Origin of the sequence: Mycobacterium sp. P7213 (genome assembly GCF_900604305.1) — a bacterium.
Taxonomy (GTDB): Bacteria; Actinomycetota; Actinomycetes; order Mycobacteriales; family Mycobacteriaceae; genus Mycobacterium.
The window spans coordinates 50,783-67,771 of record NZ_UWOA01000026.1 but is presented as its reverse complement, the minus strand read 5'-3'; the positions used below and the strand labels follow the sequence as shown (position 1 = coordinate 67,771).

The 16,989-nt window shown below is 69.6% G+C and carries 14 protein-coding genes and 1 pseudogene; 8 read left to right on the top strand and 7 right to left on the bottom strand.

Annotation, left to right across the window (positions count from 1 at the left end):
• Positions 1-293 (bottom strand): annotated as a pseudogene (locus EJK91_RS12035) (pullulanase); the annotation flags it as partial.
• Positions 294-317: 24 nt separating this feature from the next.
• On the bottom strand, positions 318-1,760 hold the full coding sequence (locus EJK91_RS12030; RefSeq protein ID WP_125079034.1) for a CCA tRNA nucleotidyltransferase: 1,443 nt from the start codon (positions 1,758-1,760) through the stop codon (positions 318-320).
• A gap of 214 nt (positions 1,761-1,974) precedes the next feature.
• On the opposite strand from EJK91_RS12030, the gene EJK91_RS12025 reads away from it, so the two are divergent.
• The 8 genes from EJK91_RS12025 (at position 1,975) to EJK91_RS11990 (ending at position 12,538) form a co-directional block, all read left to right on the top strand.
• Entirely contained in the window at positions 1,975-2,739 is a 765-nt protein-coding gene (locus EJK91_RS12025) for an NUDIX hydrolase (RefSeq protein ID WP_206430413.1), read from the top strand.
• On the top strand, positions 2,736-5,102 hold the full coding sequence (locus tag EJK91_RS12020) for a hypothetical protein (protein ID WP_444850814.1): 2,367 nt from the start codon (positions 2,736-2,738) through the stop codon (positions 5,100-5,102). Before EJK91_RS12025 ends, EJK91_RS12020 begins: the two co-directional genes overlap by 4 nt.
• Positions 5,078-8,476 carry a murein biosynthesis integral membrane protein MurJ gene (murJ, locus tag EJK91_RS12015; RefSeq protein WP_444850815.1) on the top strand — a complete coding sequence of 1,133 codons (3,399 nt, stop codon included), beginning with the start codon at positions 5,078-5,080 and terminating at the stop codon, positions 8,474-8,476. The genes EJK91_RS12020 and murJ overlap by 25 nt, the downstream gene beginning before the upstream one ends.
• A gap of 86 nt (positions 8,477-8,562) precedes the next feature.
• Complete coding sequence (sigM, locus tag EJK91_RS12010) at positions 8,563-9,186, top strand: RNA polymerase sigma factor SigM (RefSeq protein ID WP_046300351.1); 624 nt, start codon at positions 8,563-8,565, stop codon at positions 9,184-9,186.
• Between the two features lie 28 nt (positions 9,187-9,214).
• Positions 9,215-9,724: a hypothetical protein gene (locus tag EJK91_RS12005; protein ID WP_024442081.1), complete on the top strand. Its 510-nt coding sequence runs from the start codon at positions 9,215-9,217 to the stop codon at positions 9,722-9,724.
• Between the two features lie 98 nt (positions 9,725-9,822).
• Entirely contained in the window at positions 9,823-10,824 is a 1,002-nt protein-coding gene (gene trxB / locus EJK91_RS12000) for a thioredoxin-disulfide reductase (RefSeq protein WP_024442082.1), read from the top strand.
• A complete protein-coding gene (trxA, locus tag EJK91_RS11995) occupies positions 10,821-11,150 on the top strand; it encodes a thioredoxin (RefSeq protein ID WP_125079033.1) in 330 nt (109 codons plus the stop codon). Before trxB ends, trxA begins: the two co-directional genes overlap by 4 nt.
• Before the next feature lie 167 nt (positions 11,151-11,317).
• Positions 11,318-12,538: an N-acetylmuramoyl-L-alanine amidase gene (locus EJK91_RS11990; protein WP_125079032.1), complete on the top strand. Its 1,221-nt coding sequence runs from the start codon at positions 11,318-11,320 to the stop codon at positions 12,536-12,538.
• Between the two features lie 11 nt (positions 12,539-12,549).
• Here the strand turns inward: EJK91_RS11990 and EJK91_RS11985 are convergent, their stop codons facing one another.
• From EJK91_RS11985 to EJK91_RS11965, 5 genes are all read right to left on the bottom strand, one after another.
• A complete protein-coding gene (locus EJK91_RS11985; RefSeq protein ID WP_024442085.1) occupies positions 12,550-13,326 on the bottom strand; it encodes a hypothetical protein in 777 nt (258 codons plus the stop codon).
• Between the two features lie 223 nt (positions 13,327-13,549).
• Entirely contained in the window at positions 13,550-14,551 is a 1,002-nt protein-coding gene (locus EJK91_RS11980) for a ParB/RepB/Spo0J family partition protein (protein ID WP_125079031.1), read from the bottom strand.
• Positions 14,552-14,594: 43 nt separating this feature from the next.
• Positions 14,595-15,593, bottom strand: a complete 999-nt coding sequence (locus tag EJK91_RS11975) for a ParA family protein (protein ID WP_081654529.1) — start codon at positions 15,591-15,593, stop codon at positions 14,595-14,597.
• On the bottom strand, positions 15,590-16,315 hold the full coding sequence (gene rsmG / locus EJK91_RS11970) for a 16S rRNA (guanine(527)-N(7))-methyltransferase RsmG (protein ID WP_444850813.1): 726 nt from the start codon (positions 16,313-16,315) through the stop codon (positions 15,590-15,592). The genes EJK91_RS11975 and rsmG overlap by 4 nt, the downstream gene beginning before the upstream one ends.
• A 79-nt stretch (positions 16,316-16,394) precedes the next feature.
• The gene (locus EJK91_RS11965; RefSeq protein ID WP_046300354.1) at positions 16,395-16,961 is read right to left on the bottom strand and encodes a R3H domain-containing nucleic acid-binding protein; all 567 of its coding nucleotides are present in this window, start codon (positions 16,959-16,961) and stop codon (positions 16,395-16,397) included.
• Positions 16,962-16,989 lie beyond the last annotated feature (28 nt).

The following is a 16,989-nucleotide window of genomic DNA, read 5'->3' as shown; positions in this document are numbered from 1 at the left end:
ACCCAACGCAGCCCACCCGATCGATCCGCTGAGCCCGCCATGGTGCCGTGCCCCCAGGTGCCCGAGCCGTCATCGATGAAGGCGGCCTCCGCGGTGCCGTCGTCGTCGAGGTCGAGCAGCAGGTGGTCGGCTATTCCGTCCCCGTCGAGATCCACCAGCGCGTCGTCACGCAGTCCGTCGCCGTCGAAGTCGAGACTGATGGCATCTGCCAGACCGTCCCCGTCAAGATCCAAGTCGGGGGTGCCGGTCCACATCGTGGCCGCCCCATCACCATCGCCCAGGCAGTAATCCATACCTGCTCAGACGCGGTGCTCCGACTATCGGTTCCCCTGCGTCTGCCACCACGACAGCAACTCGGCCGTCGCCTCCTCGCGCGTCAACGGGCCGCGCTCCAGGCGCAGCTCCTTGAGATAGCTCCATGCGCGGCCCACCTGCGGACCCGCCGGGATGTCGAGCAGCTCCATGATCTCGTTGCCGTCCAGGTCCGGCCGCACCCGCTGCAGGTCTTCCTGCTCGGCCAGGGCTGCGATCCGCTCTTCGAGCTGGTCGTAGCTGGCCTGCAGGCGCGCAGCGCGCCGCTTGTTGCGAGTAGTGCAGTCCGCCCGGACCAGCTTGTGCAGCCGCGCCAGCAGCGGTCCGGCGTCGGTGACGTAGCGCCGCACCGCCGAGTCGGTCCACTTGCCGTCTCCGTAACCGTGGAACCGCAGGTGCAGGTAGACCAGCTGCGACACGTCGTCGATCATCTGCTTGGAGTAGCGCAGCGCGCGCATCCGTTTCCGGGCCATCTTCGCGCCCACCACCTCGTGGTGGTGAAAACTGACGCCTCCGTCAGTTTCGTGCCGGCGGGTGGCCGGCTTGCCGATGTCGTGCAGCAGGGCCGCCCAGCGCAGCACCAGGTCGGGGCCGTCATCCTCCAGGTCGATCGCCTGACGCAGCACGGTCAGCGAATGCTGGTAGACATCCTTGTGTTGGTGGTGCTCGTCGATCGCCATCCGCATGCCGCCCACCTCGGGCAACACCACATCGCCCATCCCGGTGGCCACCATCAGATCCAGGCCGGCCACCGGGTCGGCGCCTACCAGCAGCTTGTCCAATTCGGCGGCCACCCGTTCAGCGGTGATACGAGCGAGCTCTGGCGCCATGTTCTCGATCGCGGCACGCACCCGCGGCGCCACCGTGAAGCCGAGCTGGGACACGAACCGGGCGGCGCGCAACATCCGCAGCGGGTCGTCACCAAAGGAGTTCTGCGGCGCGGTCGGTGTGTCCAGAACACCCGCCCGCAACGCCGCCAGGCCGCCGAGCGGGTCGAGGAACTCCCCCGGCCCGGATGCGGTGATGCGCACCGCCATCGCGTTGGCGGTGAAGTCTCGGCGCACCAGATCCTCTTCGAGCGAATCCCCAAAGCGCACTTCGGGATTGCGGGACACCTGGTCATACTTGTCGGCCCGGAAGGTGGTGATCTCCACGCGCTGCCCGGCCAGCGTTGCGCCCACCGTGCCGAACTCGATGCCGGTGTCCCATATCGCTTCGGTGCGTCCGCGCAGAATGCGCTGCACCTGCTCGGGGCGCGCGTCGGTGGTGAAGTCCAGGTCCGGGCTCGGCCGGCCCAACAGCGCGTCGCGGACCGATCCGCCGACCAGGTAGATCTGCTGGCCGGCTTCGGCGAACATCGCGCCGAGGCTGCGCAGCAACTCGGCGTGCCGGTTCAGCGCGACGGCCGCCGTGGTCAGCAGGTCGGCGTCTTCATGGGCTTCAGGCACGTTCGATGAGCTTAGCGGTGGTCGCGAGGACGGCGAAGCCGGGCGAAGCGGGCCACCGTCATCAGCACAGCGGTGGTCGCGAGGACGGCGAAGCCGGGCGAAGCGGGCCACCGTCATCAGCACAGCGGTGGTCGCGAGGACGGCGAAGCCGGGCGAAGCGGGCCACCGGCGAGGGAGGCAGATCCGCCCGACCGTGCCAGCTACTATCGCATGGGTGTCGGCCGACGGCGGTGAAGCCAATTCGGGACGGCGCCGCAGGCGGCGTCGTGGTCGACGCACGTCTGGTCCGAAAATCAACCACGCCGAATCCCCGGCCACCGAAGCCAGCCCCGGCCCGAGCGCGACGCCGAGTCGTGCGGCCCAGCGCCGGCCCCGCACCGCGCGGCACGGGCCGGACCGGTTGCGCACCGTGCACGAGACCTCCGCTGGCGGGCTGGTCGTCGATGGCATCGACGGCCCGCGCGAAGAGCAGGTCGCGGCGCTGATCGGCCGGGTCGACCGGCGGGGCCGGATGCTGTGGTCACTGCCCAAAGGACATATCGAAGTCGGCGAGACCGCCGAGCAGACCGCGATCCGCGAGGTGGCCGAAGAAACCGGCGTGCAGGGCAGCGTGCTGGCTGCGCTGGGCAGCATCGACTACTGGTTCGTGACCGACGGTCGCCGGGTGCACAAGACCGTGCACCACTATCTGATGCGGTTCTCCAGTGGAGAGCTGTGCGACGACGACGTCGAGGTCGCCGAGGTGGCGTGGGTGCCGATCCGGGAACTGCCGTCCCGCCTGGCGTACGCGGACGAGCGCCGGTTGGCGCAGGTCGCCGACGAGTTGATCGACCGGTTGCAGGCCGACGGCCCGGCCGCCCTGCCGCCCCTGCCGGTGACCGCACCCTGGCGACGCGAGCAGACGCATTCTCGCGCCCGCCGTACTCGCGCGGGCGAGGACTCGCCGGACCCGAAGAACGGTCGCAGGCTGGACCCGTGACCCGCACGCGACGAAGCGGTGGGGGCCCCTCGCCGAGGCGGTTGGCGGCCCTACCGGCGGTGGTGACCGCCCTCCTGATCACTCTCGGCACGGCACTGGGCGGCGCCGCCCCGCATGCCCCCGCCGGGGAGCCCGATGTGGCGCCGTTCGTACAGATCCGCATCGACCGCGTCACCCCGGAAGTCGTCACCACCTCCAGCGTCCCGCTCGTCACCGTCGCCGGCACGGTGAGCAATGTGGGCGACCGCCCGGTGCGCGATGTGATGGTGCGCCTCGAGCAGGCCGGCGCGGTCGCCTCCTCTGCCGGGCTGCGCACCAACCTCAGCGGCGCCAATGACCAGTACCGCGCGGTCGGCGCGTTCGCCACGGTGGCCGCCGAGCTGCAACGCGGGCAGGAAGCCCGCTTCACGCTGGCGGCACCTCTGCGCTCAGCGAGCCAGCCGGCCTTGAACATTGAGCACCCCGGCATCTATCCGGTGCTGGTCAACGTCAATGGCACGCCCGACTACGGCGAGCCGACCCGGCTGGACGACGCCCGGTTCCTGCTGCCGGTGACCGGCCTGCCCAAACCCGATCCGGACGCCGACCTGTCGACCGGCACCGTCGCACCCGACATCTCCCAACCGGTGCGACTCACCATGTTCTGGCCGCTGGCCGATCGGCCCCGGCTGACACCCGGCGCACCCGGCGGCACCCTGCCGGTTCGGCTCACCGATGACGACCTGGCGACATCGCTGGCCCCGGGCGGGCGCCTCGATGCGCTGCTGTCGGCCGCCGAGTTCGCCACCAGCCCCGCAGTCGACGCCGACGGGGTGGTCAACCAGGCGCTGTGCCTGGCCGTCGACCCCGACCTGGTGGTCACCGTCAACGCGATGACCAACGGTTACGTCGTCGCCGACTCCCCCGAGAGTGCTACCTCGCACCCGGGCACCGGCCGTGACGCAGCCCGGACCTGGCTGGAGCGGCTGCGGCGGCTGGCTCACCACACCTGCGTCACCGCGACCCCCTACGCGCAGACCGACCTGGATGCGCTCGCGCGGGTGGGCGACGGGAGGCTCGACGAGATCGCGGTACGCAAGCCCGCCGACATCGTCGACCGCATCCTCGAGGTGAGTTCGACCCGTGGTGCGGTCCTGCTCGGCGATGGCCGGCTCACGGCCGGCGCCGCGGACCTGATCAGTGCCCAAAGCTCAGAGGGCCCAACGGTCGTGATCACCGCCGGTGACTGTGCGGCGCAGGACTCGGCGTCCGGCGCCTCGGCCACCGCCGACGTCACCCCGCGGCGAGTGTCCCCACAGTTGGTGTCGGTGCCGTACGACCCCGCCGTCGGCGCCGCGCTGGCGGCGATGGGCACCGATCCGGTCGCACCCAGCTACCAGGACACCTCGCTGGCGGTCCGGCTTCGCCACGACTCCGCGCTGGCCCGTCGCCAGGACGCCCTGGGCTCGATGCTGTGGCGCGGACTGGAATTCCCGGAGAGCCCCCGCGCGCCACGCGACGAGATCCTGATGCCGCCGGCGTACTGGAAGCCCCGCGCCGACGACGCGCAGGCCGTGTTGACCACCTTGGCCACCGCGCTGCGCTCCGGGCTGGCCGTGCCCCGGCCGCTGACCGCGGTGCTCGCCGAAGCGCGCGACGTGACAGTCCCGCCCGAGCATCCGCTGCCGACCCAACAACCGGCGGGCGGCTTCAGCCCGGATGTCATCGGCGCGGTGGCCAACGACATCGGCCGGCTGACGGGCCTGACCGCGGCGTTGACCACCGACGTCCGCACCGGCCTGACCGGTGACCAGTACACCGCGCCGCTCGCCGAGGGCATGCTGCGCGCACTGACCCAGTCCGAGCCGGTCGATGTCCGCAACGGCCTGGCGACGCAGCGCCTGGCGATCATCGGCGACACCGTCAACGACCTGATCGGCGCGGTCACCATCGTCAACCCCGCCGACTCCTACACGCTGGCCACCGAGCACAGCCCGCTGCCGCTGGCGCTGCGCAACGACCTGGCGGTCCCGATCCGGGTGCGGCTACACGTCGACGCCCCACCGGGGATGACGGTGACCGATGTCGGGGAATTGGAGCTGCCGCCGGGGTTCCTACCGCTGCGGGTCCCGGTCGAGGTGCGGGTCAACCAGCACTTCGTCGTCGACGCCGCGCTGCAGACGCCGGACGGTCTGCCGCTGGGTGAGCCCGTCCGCTTGTCGGTGCACTCCAACGCCTACGGCATGGTGCTGTTCTTGATCACCATGACCGCGGCGGCGGCACTGACGGTGCTGACCGGGCGCCGGCTCTGGCACCGCTTCCGCGGCCAGCCCGACCGCGCCGACCTGCCCGCTCCCCCATCCAGTCCGGGCGGAGAGCGGTGAGCACGCCGGCCCGGCAACCCGCACGCCCCGAGCTGACCGACGCCGCAGTGGTGTCGCGCTCCTGGGGGATGGCGTTGGCGACCCTGGTAAGCCGCATCACCGGGTTCATCCGGGTGGTGCTCTTGGCGGCGATCCTGGGGGCCGCCCTGTCGAGCGCCTTCTCGGTGGCCAACCAGCTGCCGAACCAGATCGCCGCCCTGGTGCTGGAGGCGACGTTCACCGCGATCTTCGTGCCGGTGCTGGCCCGCGCCGAACGCGACGACGCCGACGGCGGTGCCGCGTTCGTACGTCGGCTGGTCACGCTGGCCACCGCCCTGCTGCTGGCCACCACCGTCATCTCGGTGGCGGCGGCACCGATGCTGGTGCGGTTGATGTTGGGCGGCGACCCGCAGGTCAACGAACCGCTGACCATCGCGTTCGCCTATCTGCTGCTGCCCCAGGTGATCTGCTACGGGCTGTCCTCGGTGTTCATGGCAATCCTGAACACCCGCAACATCTTCGGGGCCCCGGCCTGGGCGCCGGTGGTCAACAACGTCGTCGCGATCGCCACCCTGGTGGCCTACCTGCTGGTGCCCGGGGAACTGTCGGTCGACCCGGTGCGGATGGGCAACCCCAAGCTGCTGGTACTGGGCCTGGGCACCACGGCCGGCGTGGTCGCCCAGACCGCCGTCCTGCTGGTGGCGATCCGGCGGGAACGGATCAGCCTGCGCCCGCTGTGGGGAATCGATGACCGGCTCAAGCGTTTCGGCACGATGGCCTCGGCGATGGTGCTCTACGTCTTGATCAGCCAGGTGGGCCTGGTGGTGACCAATCAGATCGCCAGCACCGCTGCCGCGTCCGGCCCGGCGATCTACTACTACACCTGGCTGCTACTGCAGCTGCCGTTCGGCATGATCGGCGTAACGGTGCTGACCGTGGTGATGCCCCGGCTCAGCCGCAACGCCGCCGCCGGCGACGACCCCGCGGTGCTGGCCGATCTGTCCCTGGCCACCCGGCTGATGATGATCACCCTCATTCCGATCGTCGCACTGATGACCCTCGGCGGCCCGGCGATCGGCAGCGCGCTGTTCGCCTACGGCAACTTCGGCAACGTCGACGCGGGATTCCTCGGCGCTGCGGTCGCGATGTCGGCTTTCACGTTGATTCCCTACGCCCTGGTGCTGCTGCAGCTGCGGGTGTTCTACGCCCGGGAACAACCTTGGACGCCCATCGCCATCATCGTGGTGATCACGGCGGTCAAGATCGTCGCGTCGCTGGCAGCCCCGCACCTGACCGACAACCCCGATCTGGTGGCGGCCTACCTCGGTCTGGCCAACGGCTTGGGCTTTCTCGCTGGCGCGATCGTCGGGCACGTGCTGCTGCGGCGCTCACTGCGCCCGGTAGGCGGGCTGGTGGGGCCGGACGTGATCCGCACCGTGCTGGTGACGTTGACGGCGTCGCTGCTGGCCGGGCTGGTCGCCGAGGTGCTGGATCGAGTGCTGGGCCTGGGCACGCTGACCGACCGCGGTGCGGCGGGATCGATGCTGCGCCTGCTAGTGATGACGCTGGTGATGCTGCCGATCATCGGGGCGGTCATGGTGCGCGCCGAGGTGCCCGAGGCGGTTGCCGCGCTGGCCGCGGTGCGTCGAAGAATCGGTGCCGGAGAAGCCCCGATCGGCGTGGCGAACCCGCCTTCTCCCGATACGAGCGTCCCGTACGCTGAGCACAACCGTTTGCCCACAGACGGCGGGGACGTCCCGAACGATCCCGCCGCGCACACGCCGCCGGAGCACATCACCGGTGGCTGGACACCGAAAGGCGCGGAGGTGGCCAACATTCCTTCCGAAGGCACCGGGCCTCGCGCCGCGTCGCGGACCGTTGCTCCGCAGCCGTCTCCGCGGGCGACCGACGCCCCCGAGTCGGCCGGCAATGAGAGCTTGCTGACGCCCGGCCTGAGCATCGCCGGCGGCCGCTACCGGCTGCTGGTACGCCACGGCGGCACCCCGGTGCTGCAGTTCTGGCAGGCGCTGGACACCGCACTGGACCGCCAAGTCGCGTTGACGTTCGTCGATCCGAACCAGACCCTGGCCGATGACCAGCTCACCGGCGTGCTGTCGCGCACCCAGCGGCTCAGCCAGATCAGCCTGCCCGGAATCGCCCGGGTGCTCGACGTGGTGCGTGTCGGTGCGGGCGGCCTGGTGGTCTCTGAATGGGTGCGTGGCGCCTCGCTGCAGGAGGTGGCCGGCACCGCGCCCTCGCCGATCGGTGCCGCCCGCGCGATCCGGTCGTTGGCCACCGCGGCCGAGTCCGCCCACCAAAGTGGCGTGGCGCTATCGATCGACCATCCGGCCCGGGTCCGGGTCAGCATCGACGGCGACGTCACCCTGGCCTTCCCCGCCACGCTGCCGGATACCAAGCCCGAGGACGACATCCGCGGGATCGGCGCCACCTTGTATGCGCTGCTGGTCAACCGGTGGCCGTTGGCCGATGCCGGGGCCGACGTGGGGCTGGAGCCCGCGGACCGCGACGAGGCCGGCAACCCGGTCAAACCCGACGCGATCAACCCGGACATCCCGTTCCAGATCGCCGCGGCGGCCAGCCACGCGATCCAGCCAGACGGCGGGATCCGCGGCGCGTCGACGCTGTCGAACCTGCTGCAGCAGGCCACGGCCCTGCACGAGCAGACCGAGCTGTTGGGGACGGTCGGCGCCGAGGCGCCCGCGCCCCGTCCGGCCCCGGCACCACCGGACGACGAGACGCGGGCCGAGCGGCGCCGCCGGGTGCTGATCGGCCTGGGCATCGGCGGGGCCGTCATCTTGGTCGCGCTGCTGGTGCTGGCTTCGGTGCTGAACCGGATCTTCGGGGACGTCAACGGGCTCGACAAGACCGAGCTGGGGTTGAGCAGTCCTTCGGCGTCGTCGCAGCCGGGCACCACCGGACCCAGCGGCATCGTGAAGCCGGTCCAGGCGACGGTCTTCTCGCCCGGGGGCGAGGCGGACCGGCCGCAGGACGCCGGCCTGGCTATCGACGGCAATCCGGCCACCGCCTGGTCGACGGACACCTACTCCGATCCGGTGCCGTTCCCGAACTTCAAGAACGGCGTCGGGCTGATGCTGCAACTGCCCAAGCCCACGGTGATCGGCACCGTCACCCTCAACGTGTCCAGCACCGGCACTCGGGTGGAGCTGCGCTCTTCTTCGACGCCGAAGCCGTCGCGGCTCGAAGACACCACCTTGCTGGCCCCGGCGAAGTCGCTTCAGCCCGGTTCGAACAAGATCAGCGCCGACTCGGCGGCTCCGACTTCGAACCTGCTGGTGTGGATCTCCACGATGGGCAACACCGCGGGCGAGAGCCGCACCCAGATCTCCGAGATCACCGTGCAGGCGGCTTCCTAGGCGGGTCGCCGTGCCGGCGCAGCGGGCCTGTGCACAGCTCGGTCGGGTGAAGTGCCCACGGGGCCGCCGCTGGTTACTGTCCGCCCATGGGGCACCCGGACCGCAGCGACGCCGAGCTGTTGGCCGCGCACGTCGCCGGTGACCGCTTCGCCTTCGGCGAGCTCTACGGCCGCCACCACCGCCGGCTACACCGGTTGGCCCGGCTCACCACCGGGTGTCCGGAAGACGCCGAGGACGCGCTGCAGGAGGCGATGTTGTCGGCGCATCGGGCGGCGGGATCGTTTCGTTACAACGCCGCGGTCGGCAGCTGGCTGCACCGGATCGTACTCAATGCCTGCTTGGATCGCCTGCGCCGCAACAAGATCTCCTACACCGAACTGCACGTCACGCACGCCGTTGTCGATGATCACACCGCCGCGGTAGAGACGGCGCTGGAAGTGCGCGCCGCGTTGTCCCGGTTGCCCGCCGACCAACGGGCTGCGGTGGTCGCCGTCGACATGCAGGGCTATTCGGTCGCTGATGCCGCCCACGCCTTCGGCGTGGCACCGGGCACCGTCAAGAGTCGCTGCGCCCGCGGTCGCGCTCGGCTGGCCGTCCTGCTCAGACCAGCCGACCACCGGACGCCCGGCGCTGCGGGTGCGCCGGCCGGCGGCCGGATAGCCTTGGCGCCGAAGGGCGGGTTTCCAGGTCGGATCGACGACTGCGCGTGACGACACCAGAGCGAGCGGAAGCGGCAGCATGCCAAGCGATGAAGGCGGCGCACAGTCCCGGGCCCGCACCAGGCCACCGGCGCACTCGAGCCGTCCCCTGCCCCCGTTGCGCCGGATCGCCGCCTGGGCCGGAGGCGCCGCCGCGTTGATCGCTATCGGGGTCGGTACCGCCGCGCTGATCCGGTTCCCCGGCGACACCCCCAGCGGCCCGCGCTCCCTGGACGCCATAACGGTGGCTTCCGCTCCCACCGCGGTGCTGCCGCTGACCGAGCCGGAGATCCTCGAGCTCTTGGACCGTCGCCCCGATTACGGCCCGCTGACCGATCCGGCCCGCCGGACCGGCTGCCTGGCCGGACTGGGTTACCCCGCCTCGACACAGGTGCTCGGCGCCCGCGAGGTCACCATCAACGGTCACCGCGGCGTGGTGCTGCTGCTGCCGGGCACGCCAGAGGGCACGATCATCGCGTTGGCGGTGGCTCCGCACTGCAGTTCCGCCGACACCGGGCTGCTGGCCGACACCACTGTGCGGCGCCCCTAGCCGCCGGCCGGACCCGGCCGTAGCGAATCGGGGAACATCGCCGCCTACGCTGACGTTGCTAGCCCAGTAACCAGATCTCCCGCGCGGAAAGGCCCTCGATGTCTGAGACACCATCCACCCACGATGTGATCATCATCGGTTCCGGCCCGGCCGGGTACACCGCCGCGATCTACGCCGCCCGGGCACAACTGGCCCCGCTGGTCTTCGAGGGGACCGCCTTCGGCGGCGCGCTGATGACCACCACCGAGGTGGAGAACTTCCCCGGCTTCCGCAACGGCATCATGGGCCCTGAGCTGATGGACGAGATGCGCGAGCAGGCGCTGCGCTTCGGCGCTGACCTGCGCATGGAGGACATCGAATCGGTGGAGCTGGACGGGCCGGTCAAGACCGTCGTCACCGCCGACGGCGAGACGCACCGGGCCCGTGCGGTCATCTTGGCCATGGGTGCTGCCGCCCGCTACCTGAACATCCCCGGTGAGCAGGAACTGCTCGGCCGCGGGGTGAGCTCGTGTGCCACCTGCGACGGATTCTTCTTCCGCGACCAGGACATCGCGGTGATCGGCGGCGGCGACTCCGCGATGGAGGAGGCCACCTTCTTGACCCGCTTCGCCCGCAGCGTGACCCTGGTACACCGCCGCGAAGAGTTCCGCGCCTCGAAGATCATGCTCAACCGGGCCCGCGAGAACGACAAGATCCGGTTCCTCACCAACAGCGTGCCGGTGGCCGTGGAGGGTGAGACGACCGTGACCGGGCTGCGGGTGCGCGACACCGAGACCGGCACGGAAACCACCCTGCCGGTGACCGGCGTGTTCGTCGCGATCGGCCACGACCCCCGCTCGGCGCTGGTGCGTGGCGCCGTCGACCTGGACCCGGACGGCTACGTGCTGGTCCAGCAACCGGGGTCACGCACTTCCTTGGAGGGGGTGTTCGCCGCCGGCGACCTGGTGGACCGCACCTACCGGCAGGCGATCACCGCGGCCGGAACCGGCTGCGCGGCCGCCATCGACGCCGAACGCTGGCTGGCAGAATCCGAAGAAGCGGCCGATACCGCCGAAGCCCACGACACCGGTACCCAAACCCTGATGGGAGCACCCCGATGACCGAGCACGCCACCGTGAACGTCTCCGACGCCACCTTCGCCGCCGACGTATTGGCCAGCAGCAAGCCCGTGCTGGTGGACTTCTGGGCGACCTGGTGCGGCCCCTGCAGGATGGTGGCCCCGGTCCTCGAGGAGATCGCCGCCGAGCAGGCTGACCAGCTCACCGTCGCCAAGCTCGACGTGGATGCCAACCCGGACACCGCCCGGGACTTCAACGTGGTGTCGATCCCCACCTTGATCCTGTTCAAGGACGGCCAGCCGGTGAAGCGGATCGTCGGCGCCAAGGGCAAAGCGGCGCTGTTGCGGGAGCTCGCAGACGCGACCTAGCGATTCCGGGCACTGTCCGACGCGCTTGTGAGCCTCGGCTCTCAGGTGCCTTTTATTGCCTCGCCGTTTTCGAAAATTGGCCGGGGATCTGAGACAATTCTGGCTAATCTGCTGGCAACCACCAGCACGGTTCCACTGCCAACAGCGACAACCGGAGGGGCTCAGTAATGTCGGGTCGGCATCGCGGCACCGAGCAGGGCCTGCGTCGTGGCGACCGCAGTGGTGCCGTGGTGGAGATCCGGGCAGCGCTGGCTGCGCTGGGGCTGGTGGACAGCCCAGACGCGGATCTGAGCACTGGCAAACACGTCGCCCTGGACGTCTTCGACGAGGACTTGGACCAGGCGGTGCGGGCCTTTCAGCAGCAGCGGGGCCTACTCGTCGACGGCGTGATCGGCGAGGCCACCTACCGTGCGCTCAAGGAGGCCTCCTACCGACTGGGCGCCCGTATTCTCAACCACCAGTTCGGGGCGCCGATGTACGGCGACGACGTCGCCACCCTGCAGGCGCGCCTGCAGGATCTGGGTTTCTACACCGGTCTGGTCGACGGCTACTTCGGCATCCAGACGCACAACGCGTTGGCGTCCTATCAGCGTGAGTACGGTTTGTACGCCGATGGTATCTGCGGGCCGGAAACGTTGCGCTCCTTGAACTTCCTGGCCTCACGGGTGACCGGCGGTTCGCCGCACGCGATCCGCGAGGAGGAACTGGTACGGCGCTCGGGMCCCCGCCTCTCCGGCAAGCGGATCGTCATCGACCCGGGCCGCGGGGGCCGCGACCACGGCCTGATCCTCCAGACTCCGTCGGGACCGATCAGCGAAGCAGACATCTTGTGGGACTTGGCAAGTCGTTTGGAAGGCCGGATGACGGCCATCGGGATGGACACTTTCCTGTCCCGTCCCAGCGGTCGCAGCCCGTCGGACGCCGAGCGCGCCGCGACCGCAAACGCCGTGGGCGCCGACCTGATGATCAGTCTGCGCTGTGCCACCCACGTCAGCCCGGCAGCCAACGGCGTGGCGTCCTTCCACTTCGGCAACTCGCATGGCTCGGTGTCCACCATCGGCCGCAACCTTGCCGACTTTATTCAGCGAGAGATAGTGGCGCGCACCGGATTACAGGACTGTCGGGCGCACGGCCGAACCTGGGATCTGCTGCGGCTGACCCGCATGCCCACCGTCGAGGTCGACGTCGGCTACATCACCAGCCGGCGTGATCGCGGGATGCTGGCCTCTCCCGCCAATCGCGACGCCATCGCCGAAGGAATGCTCGCCGCGGTCAAACGGCTCTATCTGCTCGGCAAGAACGACCGGCCCACCGGGACCTTCACGTTCGCCGAACTGCTGGCCCACGAGCTTTCGGTCGAGCGAACCGGCCATCTCGGCGGCTCCTGACCGCCGGCGGTTCAGCAAGACTCGACGCAGGAGAGACGCCGCTGGGACGCAATCGCAGAGCCGGACACCGCGGGGGCGCCCACCCCTATCGGTTGCTCCAACCGCGAGCTCTCCAGCAGGCGCTCTAGTGCGGCCTCCACCTCTGCCTTCCACCCCAGGCCCTTGTCGAGTTCCAGGCGCAGCCGCGGGAAATACTGGTGCGGCGCCACCACGGTGAACCCGACGTCGGTCAGGAAATCTGCGGCGATGATGCAATGCTCGACCGAGCAGTCGCCGACCGCCTCCAACACCGGTGCGACGTCAGGCGGGACGGTGCCGAGATCGAGTAGTTCGGAGACCGCAGTCGTGCGGCCGAAGGCCTCGAGCGCGCGTACGCCGCGCCGCATCAGTTCTTCGACTACCCGCGAGATCAGTTCCCGTGGCAGACCGTCGGCCATCGGAGCCGGATCGACCCCGATCGAAGTCAGCAGCACAGCGTCGGCCGAGACCGGCCCGGTGGGAAACCGGTGGGCCCGCGGCACGGCTCGCGGGGGTGCGTAGAGCACATAGCCGAGGCACTGTGGATCCCCGACTCCTCGCGCGGCGGCCGACGGGGTGGCGACCTGGCCGCAGGTCCCCCACTCCAGCATCACCATCGACAGCCAAGCTTCCTTTTCGAACTCCGGGTCCGAGAGGTGATCGTCGCCGCCGAGGGTGGCTGGATCGACCTCCCAGAAGACACAGCGGCGCGCGTGCTTGGGAAGCTGCTCGAAGCCCTCGAGCTTCAGGGGTGCGATTCGGACAGACACTGGACTCCCGGTCTCAACCCGTGCTGCCGCCGACGACGGCCCCTTAAGAATAGGAGGGTCGAGGCGCCGGATGCCACCCTCGGTGCCATTCGGTGGGTCGGTTCCTCCGAAAAATGAAAGCTGCTGTTAATCAACATGTTTCAGCACCCCCGCCGGGGCCGGGTCACCGTACCGTCACAGTGACGTAACGGCCGTGTGGCCCTGGACCTGGGCGAACAACGCCTCAGGAGGTTGTCGAGTCCATCATCGCGACGATGCGCTGCAAATCGTCGACAGAGCCGAACTCGACCACGATCTTGCCTTTGCGCTTGCCGAGACTGACCGTCACGCGGGTGTCGAAGGTGGTCGACAACCGCTCTGCGACGTCCTGCAGACCGGGCATCTGGATCGGCTTACGCCGCGGCGCGACCGGTGTCGGGGTGCCCCCTCGGTTGGCCAGGGTGACCGCTTCCTCGGTGGCTCGCACCGACAGTCCCTCGGCCACGATCCGCGCCGCCAGCTCCTCCTGGGCCTCCGATCCGGCCGCCAGCGACAGCAGGGCACGGGCATGGCCGGCCGATAACACGCCGGCGGCGACCCTGCGCTGCACGGCAATCGGCAGGCGCAGCAACCGGATCATGTTGGTCACCAATGGACGAGAGCGACCGATGCGGGTGGCCAGTTCGTCGTGGGTCACCCCGAACTCGTCCAGCAGTTGCTGGTAGGCGGCCGCCTCTTCCAACGGGTTCAGCTGTACCCGGTGGATGTTCTCCAGCAGCGCATCGCGCAACAGGTTGTCGTCCTCGGTCTCCCGCACGATCGCCGGGATGGTCTCCAGGCCGGCCTGCTGGGAAGCCCGCCAACGCCGCTCCCCCATGACCAACTGGTATCGCGACGAACCGGGTACGGCACGCACCACGATGGGCTGCATGAGCCCGAACTCCCGGATCGAGTGCACCAGCTCGGCCAGCGCCTCGTCGTCGAAAACCTGCCGGGGCTGGCGCGGGTTGGGATCGATGTCGGCCGGCCTGATCTCCCGGTACACCGCGCCCACGTCGGCGGTGGGCGCAGGGGCGGCCGCGCTGCTACCGCCACCGAGAACGACATCCGCAGCGGCATCCCCCATGCGCGGGCCCAAGCCGGCACGACGGTCACCCGGGCCCTCGTTCCCCTCGCCGGGTCCCGTCGGGATCAGCGAGGCCAGGCCGCGGCCCAAGCCGCCCTTCTTACGCGACGGTCCGGTCATCTGGGGCGCTCCTGTTCTTCTCCGGGTCGTCGTACATCGGCGGTCACTGCTGTCCCCCACCGTCGGCCAGGTCTCGCTCGACGAGCTCCCGGCTGGCATCGAGGTAGCTCATCGCCCCGCGCGAACCTGGGTCGTAGTCGATGATCGTCATGCTGTAGCCAGGCGCCTCCGACACCTTGACGCTGCGCGGGATCACCGTCCGCAGTACCCGGTCACCGAAGTAGCGCCGGACCTCGTCGGCGACTTGATCGGCCAGCTTGGTGCGCCCGTCATACATCGTCAGCAGCACCGTGGTGACCTCCAGCCGCGGGTTGAGGTGCGCCTTGACCATCTCGATGTTGCGCATCAACTGGGACACGCCCTCCAGGGCGTAGTACTCGCACTGGATCGGAATCAGCACCTCCGGTGCGGCAACCAACGCGTTGACCGTCAGCAGTCCGAGTGAGGGCGGGCAGTCGATGAAGACGTAGTCGAAGTCGAAGTCGTCCAAGTCTGCCAGCGCATTACGCAGCCGGTTCTCCCGCGCCACCATGCTCACCAATTCGATCTCGGCGCCGGCCAGATCGATGGTGGCGGGAATGCAGTACAGCCGTTCGTTGTGCGGGCTCTGCTGTAGCGCTTCGGTCACCGGGATCGCCCCGATCAACACTTCGTACGACGACGGGGTGCCCGATTTGCGGTCGGCGATACCTAAGGCGGTGCTCGCGTTGCCCTGCGGATCGAGATCGATCACCAGGGTCTTGATGCCCTGCACCGCGAGGGCGGCGGCGAGGTTGACCGCGGTGGTGGTCTTGCCGACGCCGCCCTTCTGATTGGCCACGGTGAAGACGCGGCGGCGGGTGGGGCGGGGCAACCGGTTGTTGGTGTGCAGCACTTGCATTGCGCGCTCGGCCGCCGCTCCGATCGGGGTGTCGACAAAGTCCGACGATGTTTCACGTGAAACCGAGCCCGACGATGTTTCACGTGAAACAGCCGCAGCGGACGCTGCGGACTTCGCGGCCGACGACCGTGGCGTAACGCCCGGGGGGACTGCTCTACTCATGCCTGCCTCCTGCTCGACCGTCGTGCCGTGCTGCTCGCCGCCCGAGCGCGTGCGCGCTTCACCGCGGGGTCTCCCCGCAGCGCCAGCACCACGGTCGCGGGCGGGGTCAAATAGTCCACGCCACATCTCACCACCCTTACCTCGTTGGCGCCTAGTCTGGCCATCACAGCGCGATGCTCATCAACCTCGGCCTGCGCCCGCTCCCCCTTCATCGCCAGCATCCGGCCGCCCGTTCGTAGCAGCGGCAGGCTCCACCGGCCGATCTTGTCCAGGCTTGCCACGGCACGCGACGTGACGGCATCGCAGCCGCCGGCCGTGTCCCGCACGACAGCATCTTCGGCACGGCCACGCACCACCTCCACCCCCGCGAGGCCCAGTTCCGCGACCGCCTCATGCAGGAACTCGCTGCGGCGCAGCAGTGGCTCCACGAGGATCATCGATACATCCGGGCGGACGATCGCCAGGGGCATTCCCGGCAGGCCGGCCCCACTACCGATGTCCGCCACCCGCTCCCCGGGCTCCAGCAGTTCGGCGACTGCAGCACAGTTGAGCAGGTGCCGCTCCCAGAGCCGTTCGACTTCTCGGGGGCCGATCAGGCCACGCTCTACACCGGGTCCGGCCAACAAGGCCGCGTAGCAGCGAGCCATGGGAAGGCGGTCGCCGAATACTTCCGTCGCCTCCGGGGGTGGCTCGGGTGCCGGTGCTCCCTCGACATGTTTCACGTGAAACATTCCTCCGGCTTCCCGGGAACGGACCGTGGCGGGGAATCACACTGTTGTGATTCCCCCCGCTGAGTCTTGGTCAGTCCCGCCGTACCACTACGCGGCGTGACGGCTCGACGCCCTGGCTCTCACTGTGCACACCGGCGACGGCGGCCACCGCATCGTGGACGATCTTACGTTCGAACGGGCTCATCGGGGCCAGTTCCTCGTCGGCACCGCTTTCCAGCACCCGCCGGGCCACCTCGTCGCCCAGCGCGGTCAAGTCGTCGCGCCGCCGACGGCGCCACCCGGCGATGTCGAGCATCAACCGGCTGCGTTCGCCTGTCTTCTGGTGCACCGCCAAACGGGTCAGCTCCTGCAGCGCATCGAGCACTTCGCCCTTGCGGCCGACCAGCTTGGACAGGTCCGTGCCGCCGTCGATGCTCACCACCGCGCGGCGGCCCTCGACATCGAGGTCGATGTCGCCGTCGAAGTCCAGCAGGTCGAGCAACTCCTCCAAGTAGTCGCCGGCGATCTCGCCTTCGGCAACCAGTCGGTCTTCCAGGTCCACCGTGGGGGCGGCTTGGCCCTCCTGGGCCTCGCCCTCGGAGGCCACGGACTCGCGCTCCGTGGTCCCGGCGTCGTTCATGTCAGTCGTGTCGGTCATGTCGTCTCCCTCCGTGCCCGGCGGCTCG

Coding starts and splice junctions, on each gene's coding strand:
- EJK91_RS12005 (WP_024442081.1), top strand. CDS start 9,215: ATGCCAAGCGATGAAGGCGGCGCACAGTCCCGGGCCCGCACCAGGCCA.
- sigM (WP_046300351.1), top strand. CDS start 8,563: ATGGGGCACCCGGACCGCAGCGACGCCGAGCTGTTGGCCGCGCACGTC.
- trxB (WP_024442082.1), top strand. CDS start 9,823: ATGTCTGAGACACCATCCACCCACGATGTGATCATCATCGGTTCCGGC.
- EJK91_RS11965 (WP_046300354.1), bottom strand. CDS start 16,961: ATGACCGACACGACTGACATGAACGACGCCGGGACCACGGAGCGCGAG.
- trxA (WP_125079033.1), top strand. CDS start 10,821: ATGACCGAGCACGCCACCGTGAACGTCTCCGACGCCACCTTCGCCGCC.
- EJK91_RS11980 (WP_125079031.1), bottom strand. CDS start 14,551: ATGACCGGACCGTCGCGTAAGAAGGGCGGCTTGGGCCGCGGCCTGGCC.
- EJK91_RS11975 (WP_081654529.1), bottom strand. CDS start 15,593: ATGAGTAGAGCAGTCCCCCCGGGCGTTACGCCACGGTCGTCGGCCGCG.